Genomic DNA, 26968 nt, shown 5'->3' on the forward strand with positions numbered 1-26968 from the left:
TTCCTCGCTGCGCTCGGGTAACGCATAATGCCGACCCAAAATTACTCCTGTAAGGGCCCTCTCGTTTACCCGCCAAATACCACGGAAACTGAAAGGCTACTTACTGGTCCAACATCGCCCTTAACGGTACGAAATTTCCCGGAAAACGGATGTAAACATCAAATGCTGGATATCAACGTTCGCATCGCCGAAGAACTCAATGTCAGACCACAACAGGTTACCGCCGCAGTATCCCTGCTCGATGAAGGAGCCACAGTCCCATTTATTGCGCGCTACCGGAAAGAGGTAACAGGGGCCCTGGACGACACCCAGCTGCGCACCCTGGAAGATCGGCTGCGCTATCTGCGCGAACTGGAAGAGCGCCGCGCTGCCATCCTGAAAAGTATCGATGAGCAGGGCAAGCTTACCCCGGAGTTGTCACAACAAATCAACAGTGCCGACACCAAGAACCGCCTCGAAGACCTCTACCTCCCCTACAAACCCAAGCGCCGCACCAAAGGACAAATCGCCATCGAGGCTGGACTGGAGCCACTGGCCAATGCACTGATCAACAACCCCTCCCTAGACCCCGCAGCCGAAGCAGAGCAATACCTCAACACCGACAACGAAGACGCCTCCCTTCACGTCAAAGACATCAAAGCCGCTCTGGATGGAGCCAAATTTATCCTGATGGAACGCTTTGCCGAAGACGCCGAGCTGCTGGGCAAGCTACGTGAATTCCTCAAGCGCGATGGACAGGTGAAATCCAAACTGCTCGAAGGCAAAGAAGAAGAAGGGGCCAAGTTCCGCGACTATTTTGAATACGCCGAAGACTGGTCCAAGGTTCCCTCGCACCGTGCCCTGGCTATTTTCCGTGGCCGCAACGAAGGCGTGCTCGCTATCAGTGTCGGCCTTGCCGAAGAGGAGGGGGCTTCCCCAACCGCCAGCCACCCCTGCGAAGCCATGATTGCCCGCCATGTGGATATCACCGATGAAGGTCGTCCTGCAGACAAATGGCTCGGCGAAGTGGTGCGCTGGACCTGGCGAATCAAACTGCTGACCGCACTGGAAACTGACCTGATGGGTGAGCTGCGCGAGAAAGCAGAAGAGGAGGCCATCAAGGTATTCTCCCGCAACCTGAAAGACCTGCTGCTAGCAGCTCCGGCCGGGCAAAAAGCCACCATCGGCCTGGACCCGGGCCTGCGCACCGGGGTCAAGGTCGCCGTGGTCGATGCCACTGGCAAGATACTCGATCACACCGCCATATTCCCCAACCCGCCACAGAATCGTCACCAGGAGTCTGCAGCAGTTATTGCCGCCCTGTGTAATAAATACAATGTGGGCCTGATCGCCATTGGTAACGGCACCGCCAGCCGTGAGACCGACAAATTTGTCGGGGAAACCATTAAACAATACAAGCTGACGGCTCAAAAAGTAGTGGTTAACGAAGCCGGTGCTTCCGTTTACTCCGCCTCTGAATTTGCTGCGCGGGAATTCCCGGATCTTGACGTGACTATCCGTGGAGCCATCTCCATCGCCCGCCGTCTGCAGGACCCGCTGGCAGAATTGGTGAAAATCGAGCCCAAATCCATTGGTGTTGGCCAGTATCAGCACGACGTTTCCCAGACTCAACTGGCCCGCTCATTGGACGCAGTGGTTGAGGACTGTGTAAACGGTGTCGGCGCTGAGCTGAACTCCGCCTCTGCACCGCTGCTGGCTCGGGTTTCCGGCCTGACTGCATCTATTGCCAACAATATCGTCAGCTACCGCGACCAGAACGGCGCTTTCAAAAATCGCAAGCAACTGATGGAAGTTCCGCGTTTAGGGCCCAAGGCATTTGAACAGGCCGCCGGCTTCCTGCGTATTAATAACGGTGAAAACCCGCTGGATAAATCCGGTGTGCACCCCGAGTCCTATATCGTGGTTAAACGCATTGCCGAGAAAAATAGCCGTGAAATTAACAGCCTTATCGGCGACTCCGGCTTCCTCCGCCGACTGAACCCAGCAGACTATACCGACGAAAAATTCGGTGTACCTACCGTTACCGATATTATCGCCGAACTGGAAAAACCCGGTCGCGACCCGCGCCCGGAATTCCGCACGGCCAAATTTGAAGAGGGCGTAGAGGAAATTAAAGATCTGCGCCCGGCAATGGTACTCGAGGGGACCGTTACCAACGTCACCAACTTTGGTGCCTTTGTGGATATCGGTGTTCACCAGGATGGCCTGGTACATATCTCTGCACTCTCAGAGAAGTTCGTTAAAGACCCTCACGAAGTCGTAAAAGCCGGTGATATTGTCAAAGTTAAAGTGATGGAAGTGGACGTTGCCCGCAAGCGTATCGGCCTTTCCATGCGTTTATCTGATGAGCCCGGTGAGCAGGGTAGTGGCGGTATCAAAAAGGGTGACCAACGCGAAAACCGCCAAGCCCAGCGCTACAATAAGCAACAGGGCAACCGCTCCCAGAAAGGGGGCCAAGGTAATGGCCGTGGCAGCATGGGTGATATTTTGATGGCGGCGATGAAGAATAAAAAATAAATATAGCAAGTTAAGGGCGACAATGTCGCCCTTAACTTGCCACATCAAAATTAGCCACTTAAATACAAAGTAAACCAATAAAATAATAGCTGGCAAATAGGCAATTGATAGTTGTCTGACTTATGGCTAGGCTAAACTCACTATAACCTATACGAGAAATAAAAAATTGCCTTCTAGAACCACCCAAATAAAGATCATGACGCTTAAGAAAATATTTTTCTAAATAGCCCCCTAAAATATATTGAAATATAATTTCACCCTAAAAGAGGGTACATGGAAAAATAAAGTACAAATCAACACACTCGATATACTTTTCTTTCCAGAAAAAAAGTTACAAGCCAACCCCACCATCCCCAGAAAAAAATATCCAAATAAAGTAAAGCCTTAAAAATTGAGATCGGTCATAATACAAATGTAGAGGTGAACTCCAAAAGAGAGCTTCTTGGCTGCTCAGAATAATATTTCAAGAAAATTTAAGTGAGATAAGCACTAGAAACATTTTCATCCCAAAATCATCGAAAGAGCCGATTAAGTTTCAACACTTAACTCAAAAAAACGCGATTAAATGGACCTTGAAGAAGTATAAAATACTGAGATCTATTAAATATTAGGGGGTCAGAAACACCACAGATTTAATCCAACTTTAGCACTTGCTCCCGATCTGCGGGTAAGCAGAGCAAATGGATCGTGCATATACTCATGAGTACAGTATAGCTTCCAACCTACAGTCAGCAGCTTATGATTTAGGAGTAACTAAACAGCCAACAAAGGGGTAACGCAAATATTGTTAAAGTCAATTTGATCTTACCCCCCTCAGAAAGTCACAAGTGTCATAAAATTCACTTTCGGCATATTGTTTTAAATAAAACACTCGTTAAAACATGATTTTTAATCATGCTAGATTAGCGCATCTACATAAATATTGGCCACAACACTAAAAAAGCAACTTACTTTGCAATCTACCCAGAACTAAACATCCCCAAAAAACCGAATTATCCACAAAAACAACACACTAAAAACAAATTCTCGGCAATAAATAACCAACAAATATCAAAAAAACATGATAGACACTCCATTTTTCTTGAGGATCTCGAGACTCACAGAGGATAGCGTTATTATCACCTATATCCTGCAATCATATTGATGCAATAAAAACATGCAGGAATACAAAATTACAATTACACACTGGATCCTTGGAGGAATTTATGGAACAGAAGTTCAAACTGAACTTTCTGAGTGCGGCAATTATTTTTGCCGTCGGTGGGGCACCCGCTTTCGCACAAGAAAATAAAATCGATACTGATATTAGTGAATCTGAGGCCCTAGAAGAGGTTGTAGTTACGGGTTCTCGTATCAAGAAGATGAACCTCGAAACTGCTAGCCCCATTACTTCCGTATCGATTGAAGATATCAAAAATAGTGGAGCTATCAGCCTTGGGGATTTTCTGAACGAACTCCCCGCACTGCGTTCTACTTTCAGCAATAGTAATGCTGGCCGCTATATCGGCACCTCAGGCCTAAGCTTGCTGGATTTACGTGGAATGGGCACTTCACGTACCCTAGTATTACAAGATGGCCGCCGCCACGTCGGTTCCAGTATCGGAACCTCTGCAGTCGATATTAATACAATCCCCGAAGATCTTTTAGCAAGAGTCGATACAGTTACTGGAGGCCAATCAGCTGTTTACGGTGCCGATGCTGTAACAGGGGTTGTTAACTTTATTACCCGTGATGACTTTGAAGGCCTTAAAGTCAGTGTACATCATATGCAGCCAGAACTGGACGGCGGTGAGGCGAGTGAATATAGCGTAACCTGGGGTAGCAACTTTGCCGATGGGCGCGGTAATGTGGCCCTAAGCTTCCAACACTCAGAGACCGCTGAAGTTTTCGGCAAAGACAGACCCTGGGTGGCGCGATCTCCCGGCTGGCAGGATGACCCTAATGCAGAGCCCAATGACGGTATCCCGGACTCAGTTCTTGTCTATAACACCACCAACAATTTTCTGAGCGATACCGGAGTAATTTGGGGAGCCCATCCAATTACAACTGTTTGGCAATTTCCTGACAGCTATATACCTATTATGGGCATGGAATCAGGGCCTTATACCTTTACTGAGGACGGGCAATTTGTTGCCTTTAACCCGGGGGAAGCGCCTCTAGGAGAATCAACTTCTATTGGAGGAGATGGCTCTAATTTCACAAACAGTACGCAAATGTACCCAGAGCTTGAGTCGCAAAACTTCTTCTCAAAAGCGCATTTTGATATCAATGAGAGTATGCGTGTTTTTGCTGAAGCGAAATACAGCTTCAGTAAAGCCATCACATTTAGTACAGCTTCCTTCGATTACCTTGGCGATTTAGTTATCTCCGCTGATAACGCCTTTATTCCAACTGAGCTTAAAGGCCTTCTGGATGAGGCCGGTATGGACAGCTTCTGGTACAACCGCCACAATGTCGATTTAGGCTTGCGCGGTGACGTTGCTGAACGGGAAGTACAGCGCTATGTGCTGGGCCTTGAGGGGGACTTCGCCGGAGACTGGCACTATGAATTATCCGCAATTTATGGCCGTTACGATGCAGAGGTCGACTACTCCAACAACCGCCATAATGAGCGCTATTTTGACGCCGTTGATGCTGTCGTAGATCCCGCAACTGGTGAAGTGGTTTGCCGCAGTGAGGAGGCCCAGGCCAACGGCTGTATACCGATCAATCTCTTCGGCTCCGGATTAAACAGCCAAGAAGCAATCGATTACTTTATGCTGCAAGATACCGGCTCAACAGAGGAAATGACGCAAACTATCTACTCCGCCAATATCACCGGAGATCTGTTTGAATTACCGGCCGGCGCATTTTCCACGGCTTTCGGTGCAGAATATCGAGAGGAGACCTCGAAAGTAGATTACGACCAAGTAATCAAGGATGGCGAGACTTTCATGAATGCCCTCTCTGCTACCTCTGGCGATTATGATGTCACCGAGGTCTATGGCGAGTTTTCTGCCCCTCTGATATCGGATGTACCACTAGTAGAAAGCCTGGTGCTGAATGGCTCGGCGCGTTTCTCCGACTACAGCACTGTTGGGACCACTACCACCTGGGGGTCATCACTTGACTGGACAATCACGGAAGATGTGCGCCTCCGTGCGACAATCTCTGAGTCTGTAAGAGCCCCTGGTATCGAAGAACTGTATTCTCCACTGGGCCAGAACTTCTTCCCTGTCGAAGATCCCTGTAGCTACGACAAGATCGATAATGCGAGCGACCCAACCCAAAGGGCCGCGCGCTGCGCGGACCTAGGGCTTGCAGCCGATTATCACTCAGCGACAGATTCCGCACGCCTCCCAGGCTATTCGGGTGGTAACACGGAACTGACCGAGGAAACCGCAGATACTTACACCTATGGAGTGGTGTTAACCCCGCGCTTTATTCCCGGCCTATCCCTGACCTTCGACTACTGGGATATGGAGATTACTGATGCTATTTCCTACATTTCCGGTCAAGACATTGTGGACCGCTGTGTCGATAGCGCTAGCATCAACAATGTGTACTGCTCACTGGCCCCTCGCGATCCAGAGACCGGCGAAATTATTTCTATCACTTCTACCGGGCTGAATATCGCCAGCTTAACCGCTCGAGGAATTGACTATCAGCTTGATTATAGCTTTGACTTAGCCGCACCTTTCTCTGCCGATGCAAACTGGGGCTCCGTAGACTTTAGCCTGGTGGGCACGAAGTTATTGGATCGGGATGATTACCCATTCCAGGAAGACCCAAGCACCGCCGATAAAGTAGATGGTGAATTAGGCGACCCTCGTCAATCTTACATCACGAACCTCACCTACAACTATGGTGAGCTCCAGGTAAATTGGCGCAGTCGCTATATCGCCGATATGCTACTGATTCAAACGGATGATCGTACCGACCTTCAAGGTCCATACAAGACCCCAAGTATGCGGTATCACGATATTCAGGCCCGCTACACCTTCTCAGATCTTGAAGTATATGGTGGTGTGAATAATCTCACTGATAAAGAGCCACCCTCGGGCCTCTCTGGAACTGGTGAAGGCTCAGGCATGTATGACACCTTAGGTCGCAGCTTCTATGTCGGGTTTAATTATTCAATACAATAAAACCTAGAGGATTTAGGGGTCCTAAGTAATTCACTTAGGACCTCTCTCGATAATACTTAAATCAGTCGTCAAGCAAAGTCGAAAGGTTCCCGATCACGATTTAGCTAACCTAGATCTTTCTCCACTATTCAAATCAGTTTTTTTTAGGTTTCTCTCAAAAACCTCACCTAACTCACTCTTAAAGCTAATTAACTTGCCGATAATGGGGTGGAAAAAATCAAGATTACTAGCATGTAAAAGTAATCTCGGCGCCGATAATAATGCCTCTGAATGAGCATAAAACCGATCTCCCAGTATAGGATGCCCTATAGCCTTCATGTGCACCCGGATTTGGTGTGAACGACCAGTAACTGGCTTTACCTGAATTAAACTGCTGTTACCTGAACTTGAAACTTTTTTCCAGCGAGTCAGCGACGGTTTTCCCTCCTTAAAGTCTACTTTTTGCCTTGGTCTATTTGGCCAGTCACAAATGAGGGGTAAATCCACTTCGCCGCTAACACTTTTTGGTACACCCCATACTCGAGCATAATAAGTTTTATCAACCCGGCGAGTTTGGAACAGTGCGCTAAGAGATTTATGCACTTCAGCATTGCGCGCCATTACAATTAACCCCGAAGTATCCATATCCAAGCGGTGTACTGTAAGTGCTTCCGGGTAACGCTCCTGAACCCTGCTTGCCAAACTATCCCTATTGGCAGGATCCCGGCCAGGTACACTGAGGAGCCCGCTTGGCTTGTCCATTACCAGTAGGTAAGAATCTTCATAAACCACGGAAAGGTAAGGCTCCGTGGGAGGGTTATACTTACGCATTAATAATGCCCTGAAAATATATCTATAAGTTTTAGCCCCTCCCTACGGCAAAAAATCTTCCTATTTCAAGTCAAATCTATCTGGGCACTAAACCAAGGGCGTTCAAAATATGTGTAGAAGTTTCAACCTGATTCATCGTATAAAAATGTAAGCCCGGTGCGCCACCCTCTAATAAGGTCTCACAGAGGTCGGTTACAACCTCTAACCCAAGCTTCCTAACATCCTCTGGGTCACGATAACTTTCCATGCGCTTAACCAACCATCTTGGGATTTCCGCACCACAATTGCGAGAGAAACGCACAAGGTTGGCAAAATTAGCTATCGGCATAATGCCTGGATAAATGGGCGCATCGATACCCGCCTTTTCACACTGATCAATAAAGTAAAAATAGGAATCCGGGTTATAAAAATATTGAGTCAGTGCGCTATTAGCACCTGCCTCAAATTTACCTTTTAAATAGCGAATATCGTCATCATAGCTGTTCGACTCCGGGTGGATCTCTGGATAGGCAGCTACTTCAAGATGAAATTGATCACCGGTATGTCGACGAATAAAGGCGACTAATTCATTCGCATAAACCAGTTGCGCCACTGCACCCATGCCCGACGGCATATCACCACGCAGTGCAACTATTCGATTAATCCCCGCCTCTTTATATTCATTTAACAAACCCAGTATTGTCTCTTCATTATCACCACCAAACGATAAATGAGGGGCAATTGAAATACCATCTCGCCGCATATTGGTCACAATACTCGACGTTGTCTCTCTCGTGGTACCACCGGCACCATAGGTAACAGAAAAGAATTCAGGATTAAATGCCTGGAGCGCTTCGCGAGTTTTGTATAGCTTCTCGCGACCCTCCGGCGTTTTGGGAGGGAAAAATTCGAAACTTATGCGAATGGAGTCTTTCATTATATTTCTCCAACCCCGCACAATTCAGGCGCCGGCGATGCCGGCACCTTTTAGTTAGGGGCTATTAGTACTTATAACTTTCAGGTTTGAACGGACCTTCAACTGAAACACCGATATAGTTTGCTTGTTGCTCGGTCATACGGGTGATAACACCACTAAAACCCTCAACCATATAGCGTGCAACTTCTTCATCCAGGTGCTTGGGCAGTACTTTTACATACAGCGCTGAAGTTTTTTGATCTGCCGGTAAGTCAGCAAACTTTTCTTTGAACAAATGGATCTGGGCGAGAACCTGGTTGGCAAAAGAGCCATCCATGATGCGGCTCGGATGGCCAGTAGCATTGCCGAGGTTTACCAGGCGGCCTTCAGACAGCAGCAACAAGTGATCGTTGGTTTCGCTATTGCGAACCACCTTATGTACCTGCGGCTTAACTTCCTGCCACTCCCAGTTTTCACGCATAAAGGCGGTGTCGATTTCATTATCGAAGTGACCAATGTTACAAACCACCGCACCACTCTTCAGGGCGGAAAGCATGTGGGCATCGCAAACGTTTACGTTGCCAGTTGTAGTAACAATCAGGTCTGTATTGGCTAGCAGCTGCTTGTTAATACCCTCAGCGGTACCAGTATTAACGCCGTCGATGTAGGGGGAAACCAGCTCGAAGCCGTCCATACAAGCCTGCATCGCACAGATCGGGTCCACTTCAGAAACCCGTACGATCATACCTTCCTGGCGCAGGGATGCTGCGGAACCTTTACCTACGTCGCCGTAGCCAATAACCAGCGCTCGCTTACCAGAGAGCAGGTGGTCAGTGGCGCGCTTGATGGCGTCGTTGAGGCTGTGGCGGCAGCCGTATTTATTGTCGTTCTTGCTCTTGGTCACAGCGTCATTGACGTTGATCGCAGGAATCTTCAGGGTGCCTTCGCGCAGCATATCCTGCAGGCGGTGTACGCCGGTGGTGGTCTCTTCACTCACACCGTGGCAAGCATCCAGAAGTTGCGGGTATTCGCGGTGCAGCAGCTCGGTGAGGTCGCCACCGTCGTCCAGAATAATATTGGGTTGCCAGCCGGCAACATCGGCACCAATAGTGCGCTCAAGGCACCACTCATACTCTTCTTCAGTTTCACCTTTCCAGGCAAATACGGGGATTCCGCGCGCAGCAATAGCGGCAGCGGCGTGGTCCTGAGTGGAGAAAATATTACAGGAGGACCAGCGAACTTCAGCACCCAGTGCGACCAGAGTTTCGATCAGCACTGCAGTCTGGATCGTCATGTGAATACAGCCCATGATACGGGCACCCGCCAGCGGCTGCTCTGCGCGGTATTTCTCACGCAGAGTCATCAGTGCCGGCATTTCACCTTCTGCAATTTCAATTTCACGGCGCCCCCACTCGGCCAGGGAAATATCCGCGATTTTGTAATCTTTAAATTCAGTGCTCATTTGATTCATCGTTTTTGAGTCCAAAAATTATCAGCTTGCCGAGTGGTACCCAGCATATTTTGTGTGCCCGCGCTTTTGGCGCAGGCATGAATATTTATTTCTGAAACTTAGAGGCCGGCTTGGGAGCGAAGCGCATCCGCCTTGTCGGTTTTTTCCCATGGGAAAGCAGTAAAGCTCTCACTGCGTTCCTGGCCATTGCTGTCGATCCAATTGTAAGTGTGGGTAAACGGATCGCGACCAAAGTGACCATAAGCTGCGGTCAACTGATACATCGGGTGCAACAGGTCGAGGGATTTGGAGATGGCGTAAGGGCGCAGGTCAAAGTTTTCGCGCACCAGCTCTACCAGCTTATCCTCTGGTACCAAACCGGTTCCAAAAGTATTAATTGCTACGGAAGTCGGCTCGGCGACACCGATGGCGTAGGAAACCTGAATCTCACAGCGCTTGGCCAAGCCTGCAGCGACAATGTTCTTAGCCACATAGCGACCTGCGTAAGCGGCAGAGCGGTCAACCTTAGAGGGGTCCTTACCGGAAAACGCACCGCCGCCATGGCGAGCGGAGCCACCGTAAGTATCGACGATAATCTTGCGCCCGGTGAGACCGCAGTCCCCAACTGGCCCGCCAATAACAAAGTTGCCCGTCGGGTTGATATGGAACTTGGTGTCTTTATGCAGCCATTCCAGCGGCAAGGTGTTGTGAACAATCAACTCCATCACTGCATCGCGCAGATCTTTTTGGCTGACATCCGGGTTGTGCTGAGTTGAAAGAACAACCGCATCGATCGCACAGGGGCGACCCTGTTCGTCGTAACGGAAGGTCAGCTGGCTTTTTGCATCGGGACGCAACCAGGGAAGCAGACCGGATTTACGCACTTCAGCCTGACGCTCAACCAGACGGTGGGAATAGTAGATCGGTGCAGGCATAAAGGTGGGGGTTTCGTTGGTCGCATAACCAAACATTAACCCCTGGTCCCCAGCACCCTGGTCTTCCGGCTTAGCGCGGTCTACACCCTGTGCGATATCCACAGATTGTTTACCGATCACATTGATAACACCACAGGTCTCACCGTCATAACCCACGTCAGAAGAGGTGTAGCCGATATCGGTGATAACTTTACGCACCAGCTCTTCCAGGTCTACCCAGGCAGAGGTGGAAATCTCGCCGGCAATAACTGCAATACCGGTTTTCACCAGGGTTTCACAGGCTACCCGCGCCTGCTTGTCACGGGCCAGTAGAGCATCCAATACAGCATCGGAAATCTGGTCGGCAATTTTATCCGGGTGTCCCTCAGATACGGATTCTGAGGTAAACAGTCTGTATTCACTCATTTTGAGGTCTCCATTGTCCCGCCGCAGCGGTTGAATATCTTTTAACTTCAGGCTGTGCCTGACAAACCCCCGTCAGGGCTTAATAAACTCTCTTATCTGGATCTGAAAGCCGTTGCGCAAGGCACTGTAAATACTGCGCCCATCTTGCAGGCCGGCAGTCGCGGCCCAGTCACTCAACTGCTCTGGAGCAAAACCCAGCCATAAATCTCCGCAGGCCTCTCTGGCCCAGTCCTGGCTGTGTTCTTGCAATTCTGCGATTAAAAGCTGCCCGCCCTTTTTTAGGGCGCCGTGCAAATCATGAAAAATTTGTGCCGGGTCAGGAGTGTGGTGCAGCACCATGTTCACCACGATAGTATCGGCACTCGCCGGCCGTGCCGCAGCAGCGCGAGTATCGCTACAGACAAACTCGATATTTTTAATACCCTGTTCATCGGCAAAAGATTGAGCCCGCTCCAACATTGCAGAAGACAGATCCAGTGCTGTCACTGTCGCGAAACGCTGAGCCAACTCCTGTAGAAATTCACCTTCTCCAGGCCCAACTTCCAAGGCATGGCGACCAGGTTTGAGCAGCTGAGCCACTTGTGGTCCGTATACGTCATAGCTGGCGATCAATTCCTGCTGCTCGCGAAAGCGGTTGCCGTAATCGGCAAAGAAACGTCGCGATGCTTCCGCTCTCTCCTCAGAAATCCGGTATACCGCCTGCACACGCACATCGGCCAGAGGCAAATGATCCAGGTTGGTAAAAAGCTGTGCCAGCAGTGGAGTAGCTGCAGTGCGCCGGTAGAAAAGGTTATTACCTTCGCGGTGCTTGTTTACCAGACCTGCCTGGGCGAGCACTTTCAAGTGATGACTCAAGGCAGGTTGGCGCAAATCGAAGATTCGGCACAGCTCTAAAACACTGTAAGAATCCTGGCTGAGCAGGCGCAATATTTCGAGCCGCAGGGGATCTCCGGCGGCTTTCAAGGTCAAGGCCAGCTGAGGAATTGCCTCGGCTGGACTCAGTTCGGGTGCTGGCTCATTTTCAGACATGGGGCGAAGTCTAGCAGGGGAGCACACCTATATCAAAATGTTTTGATATAGCTTTATTAAATATTTTTGATATAGATGTTAATGGCGCCGCCTAATGCATAGAATTGGAAGTTTGTTGCTGCACTCAACAACAAATCCCCAACCAAAGCTTTGCGCGGGGCCGTCCTTTACGGGAAAATACGCCACCATTTTGTTGTTGCGGGAATCTGCCGGCAGAGCAGCGCCGCACCCTAGCTAAGAAACCAGAGAGCTCTTCTTATGTCTTCTACTCCCTCTCGCGCTGAAAAGGCCAACGCCATTCGCGCCCTGTCCATGGACGCGGTCCAGAAAGCCAAAAGCGGCCACCCCGGTGCGCCCATGGGTATGGCGGATATCGCCGAGGTGCTGTGGAATGACTACTTAAAGCACAACCCGGCCAACCCCAGCTGGGCCGATCGCGACCGCTTTGTACTGTCCAATGGTCACGGCTCCATGCTGCTTTATTCCCTGCTGCACCTGTCCGGCTATGACCTGCCGATTGAAGAGCTGCAGAACTTCCGCCAACTGCATTCCAAAACTCCGGGCCACCCCGAATACGGTTATGCCCCTGGTGTAGAAACCACCACCGGCCCACTGGGCCAAGGCATCACCAACGCTGTTGGTATGGCAATGGCAGAAAAGATAATGGCTGCCCAGTTCAATCGCCCCGGCTATGAGCTGGTAGACCATCACACCTATGTATTCCTGGGCGATGGCTGCCTGATGGAAGGTATCTCCCACGAAGCCTGCTCCCTGGCCGGCACTCTGGGCCTGGGCAAGCTGGTCGCCTTCTATGACGACAACGGCATCTCCATCGATGGTGAAGTGGAAGGCTGGTTCACCGACGACACGCCCAAGCGCTTTGAATCCTACGGCTGGCACGTAATTCCCAATGTGGATGGCCACGATTCCGCCGCTATCAAAGCCGCTATTGAAGAAGCTCGCTCTGTTACCGATAAGCCCACCATTATTTGCTGCAAAACCGTAATCGGCTTCGGCTCCCCGAACAAACAGGGGCGCGAAGAGTGTCACGGTGCACCGCTGGGTGACGAAGAGATTGCCCTGGTTCGCGAAACCCTCGGTTGGGCCCACGGCCCATTTGAAATCCCCGAAGATATCTACGCTGGCTGGGATGCCAAAGCCAAAGGTGAAGCCCAGGAAGACGAGTGGAAAGATATCCTCGCCGATTACCGCGAAGAATTCCCGGAGCTGGCAGCCGAATTTGAGCGCCGCATGAGCGGTGAATTGCCCGCAGATTTCCTCAGCAAAGCAGATGAGTACATCAAAGCCTGCCAGGAAAATGCAGAGAAGATCGCCTCCCGTAAAGCCAGCCAAAACGCTCTGAACGCTTACGGCCCGCTGCTGCCCGAATTCCTCGGCGGCTCCGCCGACCTGGCTGGCTCCAACCTCACTATCTGGTCAGGCTCCAAAGGTGTCAGCGCCGAGGATGCCTCCGGCAACTACATCTATTACGGTGTGCGCGAATTCGGTATGAGCGCCATTATGAATGGTATCGCTCTCCACGGTGGCTTCGTGCCCTACGGCGCTACCTTCCTGATGTTTATGGAATACGCCCGCAACGCTGTGCGCATGGCTGCACTGATGAAGCAGCGTGTGGTCTTTGTCTACACCCACGACTCTATTGGCCTCGGCGAAGACGGCCCGACTCACCAGCCGGTAGAACAGCTCAGCGCCTTGCGCGCCACTCCGAACCTGCACACTTGGCGCCCCTGTGACGCCACTGAATCTGCAGTGAGCTGGAAGATGGCTATCGCGCGCAAAGAGGGCCCCAGCACCATGGTCTTTAGCCGCCAGGGCCTGGCTCCTCAAGATCGCGACAGCGCACAGCTGGCTCAGATTGAGCGCGGTGGATACGTACTGTCCGACTGCGAAGGTGCTCCTGAAGCCATTATTATTGCCACTGGCTCCGAGGTAGAGCTGGCGATGGCGGCCCAGGAAAAACTGGTTGGCAAGAAAGTTCGCGTTGTTTCCATGCCCTGTGCCGAGTTGTTTATGGAGCAGGAAGAGGCTTATCGTGAGTCCGTACTGCCTTCTTCTGTACGTGCACGAGTAGCGGTAGAAGCGAGCCACAAAGACTACTGGTATAAGTTTGTCGGTTTCGATGGCGCTATTATCGGTATGGAAACCTTTGGCGAATCTGCCCCTGCCGGCGACTTGATGCGCTACTTTGGTTTCACTGTGGACAATGTGGCTGAAGCGGTAGAAAAACTGCTGAAGTAATACTGTTCTCTCCACTGAATATCATTTAGGTATCAACCCCGTGCGGCACTGGCTCAGCGCCGCACGGGGACGCTTAGCTGACATTTTTTCTCCTGCCTAAAGTTGTGCTATGACCACTAGAATTGCCATCAATGGCTACGGCCGTATCGGCCGCTCCGTTTTACGCGCACTCTATGAGTCTGGCGCCCGCGATAGCTTACAAATAGTCGCCATCAATGAACTGGCTGACTGCGACACCATTGCACACCTGACAAAGTACGACTCTGTCCACGGCCGCTTCTCAGGTGAAGTTTCCGTGCATAAAGATGTCCTTGTGGTTAACGGAGATTCTATTTCCGTAACTCATTACGAGCAGTTAGAAGACCTAGATTGGCAACGGGATCAAGTAGATATCGTACTGGAATGCACCGGCAGCTTTAAGCAGCGACAAGGCGCGGAGTTACACCTTGCCACAGGAGCCAAGAAAGTACTGTTTTCTCAACCCGCCAGCCGCGATGTCGATGCCACGATTGTTTACGGGGTGAACGACCATATTTTGACAGGCAAGGAACGGGTAATTTCGGCAGCCTCCTGCACGACTAATTGCAGTGTTCCAGTTATCGCCGCACTGGATAAAGCCTTCGGTATTGAGGCAGGAGTCATTACCACCATTCATTCTGCAATGAATGATCAACCGGTAAGTGATGCCTACCATCATACTGACTTGAGAAAAACACGTTCGGCAATAACCTCTGTTATCCCGGTTGATACTGCTTTGGCAAGAGGTATTGAGAGAATACTACCCAACCTGGCAGGTAAATTTGAGGCGCAGGCCCTACGAGTTCCCACTGTCAATGTTTCTGCTATCGATTTATCAGTCTCACTACAAAAAGAAGTGAGCCGGGAAGATATTAATGCCCTATTAAAATCAGCTTCTGAGTCTGAGTTTAATGGTGTACTTGGCTTCACCCAAGAACCCCTCGCATCCTGTGATTTTAATCACGACCCCCGATCGGGGATTATTGATGCAGGCCAAACTCGTGTAGCGGGGAATCGCTTAGCCAAGATTTTGATTTGGTTTGATAATGAATGGGGATTTGCGAATCGGATGCTGGATGTGACAAAAGCCCTGCTTTAGCAGATAAGGTGCATTTATCTTAAATCAAAAGGTGCCATATTCTAATAAGCAGGCTGGTAAAACCTGCCCGTAGAAATAAGCCTGAAGTGTTTTTACTAGCTCTCGATAACGTATTTTTTAATCCCTAAAAATATTTTTATAAATCAGGCGGTGCTTCAAGTGCCTCATCCTTTCTATAATACATAATTCTTTATCTTTAAGTTTAGTCTTTCTCAGCTTTCCTCACCTCTATAGTCAGAGTTCCCCGGGCTCACTCCTCTTTTACATGAAGAAATATACCTAATACAGCAATATCATATCGGCTTCCCACTGTTGTGCAGAGACTATTGGATAGTCCAAAATTGTCATCGGTATCGATATACAACTTCATAGCAAAATACAACTGACTACTCCTTTAGTTTGGTGTACTCCTGGAATGTCCCCTTTTTTTAATTCTTAGTACAAGACCGTATTTCGCGTATTCTATAAAAGCACCAAAAGTGACAAGTTAAAGTCTATTCCAGGGATCCTACTTTTTTTAATTCAACTAAAATAAATTCGTTGCCATACAGGTCCTCAAAGTGAGCAAACTCCGCATCTGCGTCAGAGGTGGGGGGCTTGCTAAAGTGGACGCCATTGTTTACAAGCCTCTTATATTCTCGGTCAAAGCTCTCAGTGTAAATAACGGCGCAAGGCTGCCCAGCAGTTTGTGCTCCAACTTTCTTCAGCTGATTCTCAGAATCTGCCTTAAGTAACCATATGCCCATATCTCTTTGTTCCGGAAGCCGAATGTGAACGAATCGGTGTGGTTTTGCTTGATAGTCTATAAAAATTTCAAACCCCAATTTATCACAATAAAAGGTAATAGCTTCTTCGTAGCTGTTGACAAGAATTACCAGTCTGCCAATTGAGTTCATTAGAAGTTTCCCTGGCTAATACACGATTTATAGCCACCTTTGAGAGCGGGGCTATATATTTTTTAAGAAATCAAGTAGTGCATGAAGATGAAGCGGGCCGTAAATACGGCCCTTAATTGTGGCAACTACCACTCCTTAAAATTTATGGCTCAGCCTCAGGTAGTAGCCTCGCCCAAATGTGCGGTAAACCGAAGGGTCCGTTTTTGCATTGAAACCAATATCAATAAATGGGGGAGCCTCGTTAGTAAGGTTAGTGATTCCGCCCGAAATAGCCATACCATTACTAAAATTATATGAAGCAACAAGGTCATGATAGAGCTGAGCTTTTATAGTTTGCTTATAGTCTCGCCATATTTCATCCATGTAAGTTCCATAGTTAAGATCTCCTTTCACCTCACCTATATATTCACCTCGGTAACTTAAATTGAAGTCATTCCAATTCCAGGATAGGGAATAGTTTATTTTGTTTTCTGCGTAAGTCCCTCCATCTTGTGCCGTGCTATCAGTGGTACGTCCTTCTAAATGGATAGCCTCCGCCCCTGAATAAGCAATTTTGGTACGCTCAATCAAGTGGGTCCATAGTAAGACTGCATCCCATTGTCCAAATTCGGTATCTAATGAGTATCGAGTTTCAAAATCAACTCCGGCCGCTCCCTGTTCGGCAACATTTTGATTAATATCCAATATATTTTGAATCGTATAGTCACTAGTTCTGGTGATGAGGTCACAGTAGCTGGCTACCTGCTCTATGTAACATTGATCCATAATGTACTGAGCACCATAAGAACTAATACCTGAATCAATTTCTGCTTTCCAGTAGTCCAGGGTGAGGCTTAAATCCGAACTTCCGATAAAGTCCGGTGTCCAGACAAGGCCTAGGGTAAATGTATTCCCTGACTCCGGTAGGAGCTCTTCGTTGCCACCGACTGTTGCAGGAAGTTGAGTATCCTCCTGCTCCGATATTTGAATGCAACCAGCAGGAAGCTGGCTAATACTGTCGACATAACACGGGTCAATAGCTGATGGAGCACTATCATTTCGCCCCCCGAATAAGTTAGTAATTGTCGGGGCACGGAAAACCGTTCCATAAGTGCTACGCAATTTAAGCTCTTCAAACACCTGCATATCCAAACCCAATTGCCAAGTGTTATCGCTGCCAAAGATATTATAGGAGTCATAGCGTAATCCACCTTTAATATCGATAGATTGAATACCGTTATTAAATATCGGAAGATGCACCTCGGCAAGTAGATTGGTATTGTACAAAGAGCCTTCTGTACCCGTCCCCACAGACCCGGTAACATCACCGGTTGCTTTACCCGAGTCTGGAGAGAGGGTAAATGAACGCGCCCAATACCCTCCACCTAGGGCCCACGTCATTGCTCCCCCAGGAAGTTCAAATCCATTGCCACTAATATTAAGGTCGATAACTTCTTGGGTAGTAACCCTATGATCTGTGAGATCTGAACTCACATAAGCAAGCATTTCTTCGGTAATTGTGCCCGCCCCATCAACCATATTGATTGGTACACAATCACTTATCAATGTACTTTGATCACTAATATCGGCATAACATTCGGGAACACCATTACCATCAAGATCTGCTGATGGACCAAGTGCTTTTGCCAGCCTCGCCCCAAGAAATTGTCCAGTATTAATGTCCGTTCGAGTACGATAGCCTCGGTTGTAGCTGATTTTCCAGTCGTAATCGTTAATATTACCTTCGAAGCCAAACACTCCCTGTACTTGGAGGACCCTTTGTTCCATTCTGCGGCGATCCTCTACCACACGCCGACGTACATCGATAGCCGGCTGGTGATCAATTCCTGCATCTGCCAATGCCCTAGATAAATAATAATTGTCTTGGTGAATGCCATTGTAAGCCTCCAAAACACCATCACCATCGAAGTCGAAATAACCGTTGTAGGCCGGATCAAAACCAGGGCGACTGTCATAGGGAATCGGTGCCAATTCTTGGGCCGACTCGCGATAATTTACACGGACCTCGGAAATAAATCGCACATTGTTTGTAATTTCAGCATTACTTTCAGCAAAGACGTTGTACCGTTCAAACGGAGTCTGAATATAGTTAGAGGGTGCATAGTTATAGGTGCGATCATCATCTTCAACTAAGCCATCTCCCAAGTTGATGTATTTAGAACCGCCAATATTGAGTCGACCCTCGGGTATACGTGAGGAGCCTTCGGAATAGCAACTAACCGGATTACTTTCGCAACCACCTTCCGGAAAAATATGATAAGTATTCTGAAAGATACCCCATGGAGTGTCAGATTGGTAAGCACCCTCTTGAGATATATACTCTGTACCAAAAACAAAATTTCCGCTATCAAACTCTCGACCAGCGATAAAACTCACACTATTTTGGCTAATCGAGTCTACATCCATAAAGTCGGCATTCTGAAGCTCAACCTCAACTCCTTCAAAATCCTTTCGCGTTATGATATTTACAACCCCAGCAACAGCATCAGCACCATAAGTTGCAGAAGCTCCATCTTTGAGTATCTCAATCCGCTCAATCATAACTGAAGGAATGGATTGATAGTCCCCCATATCTACTGAGCGATGCCCGTTTACTAAATTTAGTGTCCGGTTAGCACCCAGTCCACGCAAGTTAATTTGTACAGCCCCATTACCGCCGTTATTGATAGTTGTTCCCAACGGCGAACCTGACATTGAAGGCAAGCTTTGAATTAAAGCTCCCACATCAGTTTTGCCAGATATTTTCATATCTTCTCGCCCGAGTACAGTTACCGGGCTTGGACTATCCAAATCTGCACGCTTAATACGTGACCCGGTTACAACGATTTCTTCAACCAATTCTGCATCTTCTTGAGCGAGCACAGGTATAGAAGGGAATATTATTGCTGCACCTGTCAAGCTAATAACACTCTTAACGGCAATAGATATTAGATTATTTTTCATTGTTAACCCTTTTACTATTTTATTATCACTTTAAATTTATCTACTAAGAATTCTTAAAATTGCCTCCATTAGAAAAAAAGAAACTCACCCGGCAATTTTTTAAAAGCAACTATTTCATTGTGACTTAAGGCCTTAAGTATCTATTTTTCCGCGTACGACGCTAAAGCCGAATAGACATGAATAAACTATTAAAGATTTATTTTAAGTAAATAAAAATTATAACTTCACTTCCATAACATATTAATAGCCAACTGATTTGGTCGGAAAAGTTGCTTGTGTTATCGCACAAAAAAGCATAAGAATAAAATACAAACCTTTAAGGTATGTCCATATTATTCTTGTAGGCCAAATAGATATTTGGTTAATTTTTAAATGGTCTTTCTGGCACTTTCGTTAGCCGTATATTATCGATATCTCCATACTTTAATAATATCTCCCGAGTTTTTATACTATTTGCATAGGAACCAAATGGCTTATAGAAGCTATTTTCAGTTTGCCTAACACCAAAACTATCGATGTTATAAATCTGGTACAGATCCCAACTTATTTCATCAGTTAATGTACAAATACTATCAGTGATATCCAAAGCCTCAGGCAAACAGTATCCCTCCGCTCCTTGATAAACTCTTATTGTAAGATGTCCCCCATCATCAATATTCCAATAAGCAGGTACCTCGCTGTACTCTCCATCGTCAATATTCCCGTTTAAATTAAGATCTTGGACAGATACAATTTCTAGGGTTCCATTTGATGAAAAGTCGTAGAAGTAATTACTGAGATTATCCAACAAGCTCAATGGAAGAGTGTATATTCCTGGTATATCTATATCTGACCAGCTAACTCCCTCTTTTTCTAAAACATATGAAGAATAAGTGCTTTTCTCTCCTTGTTCCGACTGATAAATAACGTGAATTTTAGCAAAGCCATGACTAGATAAACTAAGAATTGAATATTCAAGACTTGAACCATCAGGGAAGTCTAAATCTATTCTATTATTATCTAGCTGCCAAGTAGCAGATATCTCAGTATAGAGAGCTTCTCCGGAAGCTGAGATTGAAGGTACTTTTATACTGGCGGTTCCACCATTCGAGAAGTCTCCAGAAAAACTTATTTCCACCGCCTTAAAACTAAATCGTGGGGTTTCGCTATCAACACTACCAGCGATTTCCCCGCGACTATTTGGTATAGGCATGCTATACACTTTACCAATGCTTATTAAATCTTTCGGGTCTACTAAATTACTCGCTCGAGCGCCTGAAACAGCTTCATACCCATTTTCCATGTAATCCTGAAGCTCTCCACTAGGGTAATGAAATCTGTCATTTACCTCAAAAACAAACATCGATTGAGCAGTAGAGTTGAACATCCATGAAATTCTATTAATCTGTCTGTGTCGCTCAAACTCAATCTTTTGGCCTTCAACTAAAATCGTATCGGTAAAAACAATGCTACTGTCTGATTCCAAGTCAACGCCTTGTTGTGTTTTCTCCCAGGTAAGATCAACCACTTCACCGTTTTCAATGTACTCTCCAGTACCGTCTACATTAAGTGTTAATATTCCACTATCAACATAATAAGTATCCGCTATTAAATTTTCATCTATTACATGCAAATACTTTCCACTCTCATATATATCTGCCTGTACTTCCTGATAAATATCTTTAACCGCCTTTCTAAAGAGGCTAATGTATTTCGAAGAGAGATTAAAATCTGATGCTAGCTGGAAAGTATCTTGAATATCTGAAGGTATTGCCATTCCTTTCTGTGAATGCTCTACTAACATTTTAATCATAGTGGCTTTAGCAAAAACTTCACTTGCCTCTATAGGCCTAGTAATGTTATTCCAGCCTGACGACTCATTAGTTGAATTATCTAATGTCGCTGAAATTGCTGTTGATATTCCACTAATTTGGACAAATTTATTTTCGGAATAAACAAGTGTTTTATCAGAACCTGCATCCTCCTGAAGCGCATGTAAGAATCCCAATGTACTTACAAGTTTAATTCTCTCATTAGTCTCGGAAGTGGCAATAAGCTTTACCAAACCATCAGAGTTGCTCTTATCCAAATTGATTTCAACTGAATATCTATCACGATCTATAATTGTGGTATAGACCAAATTATCACCAACAAGAACTTCAAGTTTTGTACCTGTTGGCAGTCCATCAATCACTTCCCCCTGGATGTATAAGTAATTATCAGACGTTGGAATATTACTATCCCTATAATTACTATCCTCACCTTTATTCCAACATCCAGATAGAGCAAGAGCAGTAATAAATCCCATCACTTTGGTACATCTATATTCGAACATATATTGGATACTCTCTCAAACAGTCATGACGAAAAAATTAGACTTATATATACTCTAAAAACCTTGCACGATTTCTTGTGGGCATCCACAAGCATGTTTTTCATATTTTATTTCACTTTCCAGCAGTTTTGGCCAGCAATAAAATACAAACTCCAAAGTGCCAATTATTTTTGGCTCCGAGTAATACAACCACCCTACAAATAGGAATATAAAAATACCTGAAATAAAACATAATTTTCCTAAAAAAACATAAAATTCTATAAATCACACTGTCTTACAGCCAATAACATACTCTAGTTTTCTGGTACTTTTTTAGATATGTTAGATACCGCGATAGGATCTAATTAAAATGAGCAGACGATATAGCACTGAATTGCCACTCTCCATATACAATGGCCCACTCTGCCTAGCTTGAACTTTTAATAGTCAGCAACTAATTGTTATTATAAAAATTAACTATTGCTTTAAACGTACTCTCTAAGGACGTATTTTCTAGTAAAATCCTGCTAGTCTAGAATTTAATAAGATCGATTTATCTCTCAATTATTTCTGGGGTAGAGATATTATTACGTAAAACCTATTATTATCATCCACTCACCACAGATGAAAATCATCTGACATGATATATTAGTTTTTATTTATAAGATCATATGAATTTATTGCACAGCCTTTTTATCAGGTGTTTAATAAAAAAAACCAGCTCATTAATTGAACTGGCTAGTCAATGGACTATCAAGAGAGGTTCAGAGGCGTGATTAGATATAACCCTATGTATATCTATAGCTGGTAGAAAAACTTGAGCGATTAATAGTTCTTAGATTATTTTATAATGGTGCTAACTTGTATATTAATGAGTAATTTCTATATGTGGGTTTAATGCATAAATATGACCTTTAGCACTCCCCAAATAAAGGGTGTTATCACTGTATGTCATACTCAGGAGTGAATCAGCCATGTCAACCATAAATTCAACATTCCTAGCCATACCGTCGGCAGAGGTATCATTTATATATTTCATCCCCCCGCTTGGCTTAATCAAACTTTCACATTTTTTTAAACAATCTGGTGTAGAAAAAAGTAGCTGTCCTTTACTACTCTTCTTATCTACTGCAAAAACTTGACCAGCCATTGTGGCAACAAAAACCTGAGTATCGGTCATTTGAGGTTTAGCAAAGATAAAAAAATTGGCATTAAAATTCATACTCTGATTTCCATTTTTTGCATTTAATCTTATCAGTGTTAAACCATCCGACATACCAAAATAAAGCTCTCCATCCTCTTCAATTGCTGGAGAACCAATCCAAGAAGTAGGGTGTTTATAACTCCACTTTTGCTTCCCCGTCTCAGCATCAACGGCATAAAAATAGGTATCGCGATTACCTATATATACAGTACCATCATAAATCACCGGAGACTGATTGAATCCCTCATATATGACCTGGCCGTACGGTTGCTTTCCTTTAAAAGTCCAAATAATAGATCCACTAATTATATCTATGCCATAAAGCTTATTATTCCACGACCCAACAACTAGCATCCCTTTGTATATAGCCGGAGTAGTATGCGTAACTCCAGTACTAAGGTGCCACAATTGCTTACCAGTCTTAGCATCCAAAGCAAACGTACCTCGCTGATTACCAAAGTAAACTTTACCACCAGCTACTATTGGAGAAGATCTATAAAAGCTCCAAGAATCTGGAACAAATATCTTTCCCCACCCCATAGGACGGCCATCAATAAGATTTTCATTGTCCTCACTTTTAAAATACCACAAGGGCTCCCCATCTAGACTTAATGCATGAAGGCCATTATCTGCATTAATAAATAGATATTCTCCATCTGTAGCTGCCGATGCAGCGGTGGTAGAGCCTAGATTCCATTGCCAAAGGAGCTTTCCTTCCTTATTAAGGCCCACTACAAGTGATCCACCAGTGGCGATAATTTGATCATCTAAAACAAGTGGAGCTCCTGCAACTGGACCGGGCATTTTATATCGCCAAGTACTATGCGCATGTAGATCAAAAGAAAATAAAAGTAAAACTATACATACACACAACTTAATTTTATTTATACGATCCATACTAATACTCCAAATTATCAACTTGGAATTTAAAAGATGATTGACAAAAATACCTGAAAAATATCTAAGAAATCCTTAAATTTTCTAATTAAGGTGGCCTAACTAACACATTAGCACCAATTAACTATTAGCTTATCGCTTCAAGCTAAAGGTCATATCTATATAAATACTATTTCATACCTTCTTAAACATGTATCATAGGATCCAAAGTCCCAAATAATTTATAGCGGGTCTGTGGAATAACAGTTAGTTTTTATGTGGCACGAGAATCAACTAATACAGGATATATTAGGGGATGAACTATCAGCTGTTCCAAAAGGCGGAACTTGCTTCAATTAATTGTATATAATATGTTAGCTTTACTTATATCCTATTAAACTCTTAGAAGTTTACTCAGACAGCCCGACTTTTCTCATTAATTTGATATAAGCAGGAAGAGATCTTACTAACTCGTACTTCGGGTCAGTGTTAACCCACAACACTTCCAACTGTCTTTCTTCAATAGCCTGCTGCAAATAGTATAGGGTTCTCTCTATATCTCCCGCTGTAGCAGCATATCGCGCATAAGCTAATGGAGGTCTATACTGGCCAATATCAGCTGCCTCTTGCTTTATATCTAATAGCCACTTATTTACTGCTGCAAGGCCGCCCACCTGGAATTTTTCTTCTACTGTTCTCAAGTCATCATTGTTGTAGCCAACATGAGACAAGATAGCCTTTAAATGAATAAATGCATCAGCATCTCGCCCCATATTCTCAAGCGTCGAGTGCGCTGATACGTGATACGCTATTGAGCGTGGAGCGATTTTGGCAATTTTAATTAGCTCTTCATTTGCTTCCTTATACTTTCCCGACATATTATATATCCAGGCAACCATTGGCTTGGAATAAGCTGAGGGATCTGAGTCTATATACTTGTAAACATGTTGCAGCGCTTCAGGGTAATCTCGCCTAGCTAACAAGAACTGTGAATAATCATGGTGAACTTTCCCATTCATCGGCTCCAGTGATAAAGCTTTTTGGTAATACTTATCTGCCATATCAAAGTTCCATTCGATGTGAAAAGCAATACGAGCTTTAAGTAGGTAAGCATCCACGTTAGATGGCGATAGATCAATCGCCTTATCAACTAATTTATTCAAACTTTTACAATTATTAAAAAGTTTTTGAGTATTTCCTTGATCAATTAATAACTTGCTCTCTACTAAAGCTAGGTAAGCAGGAGAGAATTCCTCAGACTCTATTATTATTTGCTCAAATAAAGTTTGAGCTTGTCGCCACTTAGCGTAATCTTGTAGCGTTAAGAGATAGCGTCCCTTTTGGAATTTCTCATTCTGAGAAATGGATAATGATGGAATAGGGTCTGCATGGAAAGAAAACCATAGTAGAGGCCCAATAAGTAAAAAAATGCTAGCAATCAATCCTACAATATATTTTTGACTGAACCACCAAGAGCTATCTACAGCATCCGCTTTATTGTTTGACTCTATATCCTCCACTGTACAAATTAGGCGATAACCCTGACCTGAAATAGTTTTAATGTATTCCGGTTGCTTCGCTCTGTCTCCTAGAGCTTTTCTAATTTGACTAATAGCCACAGTAAGTACTTCATCCCCTACGACCTTATTAGCCCAAACTGTAGTTAACAGATGCTTCTTAGTCACCAGACAGCCTTGATGATTGACTAACTCTAATAAGACTTGAAGTGGTATATGGTCCAGCTGATTTTTATTCTCACCACATAGCAAATAACCTTGCTCTTCATTTAAAATCCACCTTCCCAATTTAATATTTCTTGTTACTTTCATAAACTTCTACACTGAAAACTTACAAATAAGTAATTTTTAACGACCAGACTAGTTTCAAATATTAAAATAAAATTAAATATACGCCTAAAAATAAAAATTGTTAAGTAAAAGGTGGGGTTTCTACGTTATTTTTATTTCTAAGCATGTACCATGTTGAGTTAGATTATGCTTTTTAAAATAGGAGATTAAAATTGAAAATTAGTATAATTTTTAGAGCTAGCTAATTATAGAACTTCCCCCCCTGTCGCATACAAAACTGAGAGTCAAATTTAGCCATTGTCGGCGCCTTGTTCCTCTTTTTTCTGTATCCATTAGCTAATTCCAATAAATATTGCTCTCGCTCTTGGCGGTCAAGCTCACCCAATCTTTCAGCCGCATTATAAAAATCTTCCCAACCATTACTATCAATATAAAGCTGACGAAAAGCTGGAACTAAAGATTCATATTCTGCAGCCAAAGCCAAAGTAGCATTATTGGTTTTCTCTATATAAGCCTGGTAGCGCGCGGGATAAGACCACTCTGCTGCCATACGCCAATAGCAACGCCTCAATCGACTCAGAATTTCCTCCTTTTCTTGGCGCTTTTCCTCGTCCGGCAAGTTGGATTGGTAGACTGGCTGAAGCTCTTTACGCGTCGCTGTCATTAACTGTCGTACCGCCAGTGCCTGAGCCTTAGTCTCCTCAGCAGAACTCGAGAGACCCTGGCTACGAAGCCAATCAGGTAAAGCAATTTCGGACACTGCTGTAGCAAAGCTCTCATTAAAGCGGGTATCACCCGGCACATAAACTCTTCTGTGGGCCAACTCATGAAATAAGAGCCCCGCTAGCCTCTCCGGTGTCCAATTCACAAAGCTTGATAACACAGGATCGTTAAACCAACCCAGGGTGCTATAGGCCGGAACGGCTCCCAGATAGACATCATAACCCTGGTTCCGCAGGCTATTTGCTTTGGCAATAGCCGCTGATTTGCGGAAGTAGCCCCTATAGCTAGCGCAACCGGCTATGGGGTAACACCATCGTTTGGGGCTCAGGGAAAACTCTGGTGCGGCCAAGACATTCCATATAGGGTACTCATCATCGAGCTGAACATAGGAGCTATAGGCTTGCCCCACTGGTAGTTTTAACTCCTGTGCTGCATAGGCACGGATCTCCTGAACGAGCTGTAATTGCTTCTGGAGTTGATCACTGGCATTGCCGTCTTGAACCAGCTCTTCAATCGGCTGCCGGGCAGAGAGTATCCGCAATTGACCGCTTGCAGCCTGGAAGTAATAGCCCGCAGTCTCGCACCCGTAGAGCCCTAACAATACTAATACGAGCAGCCAAACTCTGGGGCGCGCTAAAAACCTAAGATCAGAAATACTGATATACACTCTTTTTCCTATTA

General features: G+C 45.6%; 15 protein-coding genes. 4 read left to right on the forward strand and 11 right to left on the reverse strand.

Features of this window, described 5'->3' with window-relative positions; translation table 11 throughout:
* The first annotated feature begins 162 nt into the window (after nucleotides 1-162).
* Both ACJJIY_RS04515 and ACJJIY_RS04520 read left to right on the forward strand, forming a co-directional pair.
* On the forward strand, nucleotides 163-2517 hold the full coding sequence (locus tag ACJJIY_RS04515; RefSeq protein ID WP_445359190.1) for a Tex family protein: 2355 nt from the start codon (nucleotides 163-165) through the stop codon (nucleotides 2515-2517).
* 1205 nt (nucleotides 2518-3722) lie between these two features.
* On the forward strand, nucleotides 3723-6644 hold the full coding sequence (locus tag ACJJIY_RS04520) for a TonB-dependent receptor plug domain-containing protein (protein WP_444895701.1): 2922 nt from the start codon (nucleotides 3723-3725) through the stop codon (nucleotides 6642-6644).
* 93 nt (nucleotides 6645-6737) lie between these two features.
* On the opposite strand, the gene ACJJIY_RS04525 is transcribed toward ACJJIY_RS04520, so the two are convergent.
* The 5 genes from ACJJIY_RS04525 to ACJJIY_RS04545 all read right to left on the reverse strand — a co-directional run bounded on the left by ACJJIY_RS04525 (nucleotide 6738) and on the right by ACJJIY_RS04545 (nucleotide 12168).
* Complete coding sequence (locus ACJJIY_RS04525) at nucleotides 6738-7415, reverse strand: pseudouridine synthase (RefSeq protein WP_445359191.1); 678 nt, start codon at nucleotides 7413-7415, stop codon at nucleotides 6738-6740.
* A gap of 115 nt (nucleotides 7416-7530) precedes the next feature.
* Nucleotides 7531-8370: a methylenetetrahydrofolate reductase [NAD(P)H] gene (gene metF / locus ACJJIY_RS04530; RefSeq protein WP_444895699.1), complete on the reverse strand. Its 840-nt coding sequence runs from the start codon at nucleotides 8368-8370 to the stop codon at nucleotides 7531-7533.
* A gap of 64 nt (nucleotides 8371-8434) precedes the next feature.
* Nucleotides 8435-9811 carry an adenosylhomocysteinase gene (gene ahcY, locus ACJJIY_RS04535; protein ID WP_369974263.1) on the reverse strand — a complete coding sequence of 459 codons (1377 nt, stop codon included), beginning with the start codon at nucleotides 9809-9811 and terminating at the stop codon, nucleotides 8435-8437.
* Nucleotides 9812-9918: 107 nt separating this feature from the next.
* The gene (metK, locus tag ACJJIY_RS04540; RefSeq protein ID WP_282930687.1) at nucleotides 9919-11139 is read right to left on the reverse strand and encodes a methionine adenosyltransferase; all 1221 of its coding nucleotides are present in this window, start codon (nucleotides 11137-11139) and stop codon (nucleotides 9919-9921) included.
* 72 nt (nucleotides 11140-11211) lie between these two features.
* Nucleotides 11212-12168, reverse strand: coding sequence for a metalloregulator ArsR/SmtB family transcription factor (locus ACJJIY_RS04545; RefSeq protein ID WP_444895698.1), 957 nt, complete (start codon nucleotides 12166-12168; stop codon nucleotides 11212-11214).
* Between the two features lie 258 nt (nucleotides 12169-12426).
* Here ACJJIY_RS04545 and tkt point away from each other — a divergent pair, with 258 nt between their 5' ends.
* Both tkt and gap read left to right on the forward strand, forming a co-directional pair.
* Entirely contained in the window at nucleotides 12427-14427 is a 2001-nt protein-coding gene (gene tkt, locus ACJJIY_RS04550; RefSeq protein WP_444911791.1) for a transketolase, read from the forward strand.
* Nucleotides 14428-14536: 109 nt separating this feature from the next.
* Nucleotides 14537-15544: a type I glyceraldehyde-3-phosphate dehydrogenase gene (gene gap, locus ACJJIY_RS04555; protein WP_444895696.1), complete on the forward strand. Its 1008-nt coding sequence runs from the start codon at nucleotides 14537-14539 to the stop codon at nucleotides 15542-15544.
* A gap of 494 nt (nucleotides 15545-16038) precedes the next feature.
* On the opposite strand, the gene ACJJIY_RS04560 is transcribed toward gap, so the two are convergent.
* From ACJJIY_RS04560 to ACJJIY_RS04585, 6 genes are all read right to left on the reverse strand, one after another.
* Nucleotides 16039-16440 (reverse strand): VOC family protein, encoded by a 402-nt coding sequence (locus ACJJIY_RS04560; protein ID WP_444895695.1) that lies wholly within the window; start codon nucleotides 16438-16440, stop codon nucleotides 16039-16041.
* Between the two features lie 135 nt (nucleotides 16441-16575).
* Nucleotides 16576-19383, reverse strand: a complete 2808-nt coding sequence (locus ACJJIY_RS04565; protein ID WP_444918573.1) for a TonB-dependent receptor domain-containing protein — start codon at nucleotides 19381-19383, stop codon at nucleotides 16576-16578.
* A 361-nt stretch (nucleotides 19384-19744) separates the two neighbouring features.
* Nucleotides 19745-21673, reverse strand: coding sequence for a hypothetical protein (locus ACJJIY_RS04570; protein WP_444895693.1), 1929 nt, complete (start codon nucleotides 21671-21673; stop codon nucleotides 19745-19747).
* 871 nt (nucleotides 21674-22544) lie between these two features.
* Nucleotides 22545-23777, reverse strand: coding sequence for a BamB-related PQQ repeat family beta-propellar protein (locus ACJJIY_RS04575; protein WP_444895692.1), 1233 nt, complete (start codon nucleotides 23775-23777; stop codon nucleotides 22545-22547).
* A gap of 389 nt (nucleotides 23778-24166) precedes the next feature.
* Nucleotides 24167-25585, reverse strand: a complete 1419-nt coding sequence (locus ACJJIY_RS04580) for a winged helix-turn-helix domain-containing protein (protein ID WP_444895691.1) — start codon at nucleotides 25583-25585, stop codon at nucleotides 24167-24169.
* Between the two features lie 220 nt (nucleotides 25586-25805).
* A complete protein-coding gene (locus tag ACJJIY_RS04585; RefSeq protein ID WP_445359192.1) occupies nucleotides 25806-26954 on the reverse strand; it encodes an aminopeptidase in 1149 nt (382 codons plus the stop codon).
* Between the last annotated feature and the right edge of the window lie 14 nt (nucleotides 26955-26968).

It is taken from the genome of Microbulbifer maximicatervae (SeqCode) (assembly GCF_052468155.1).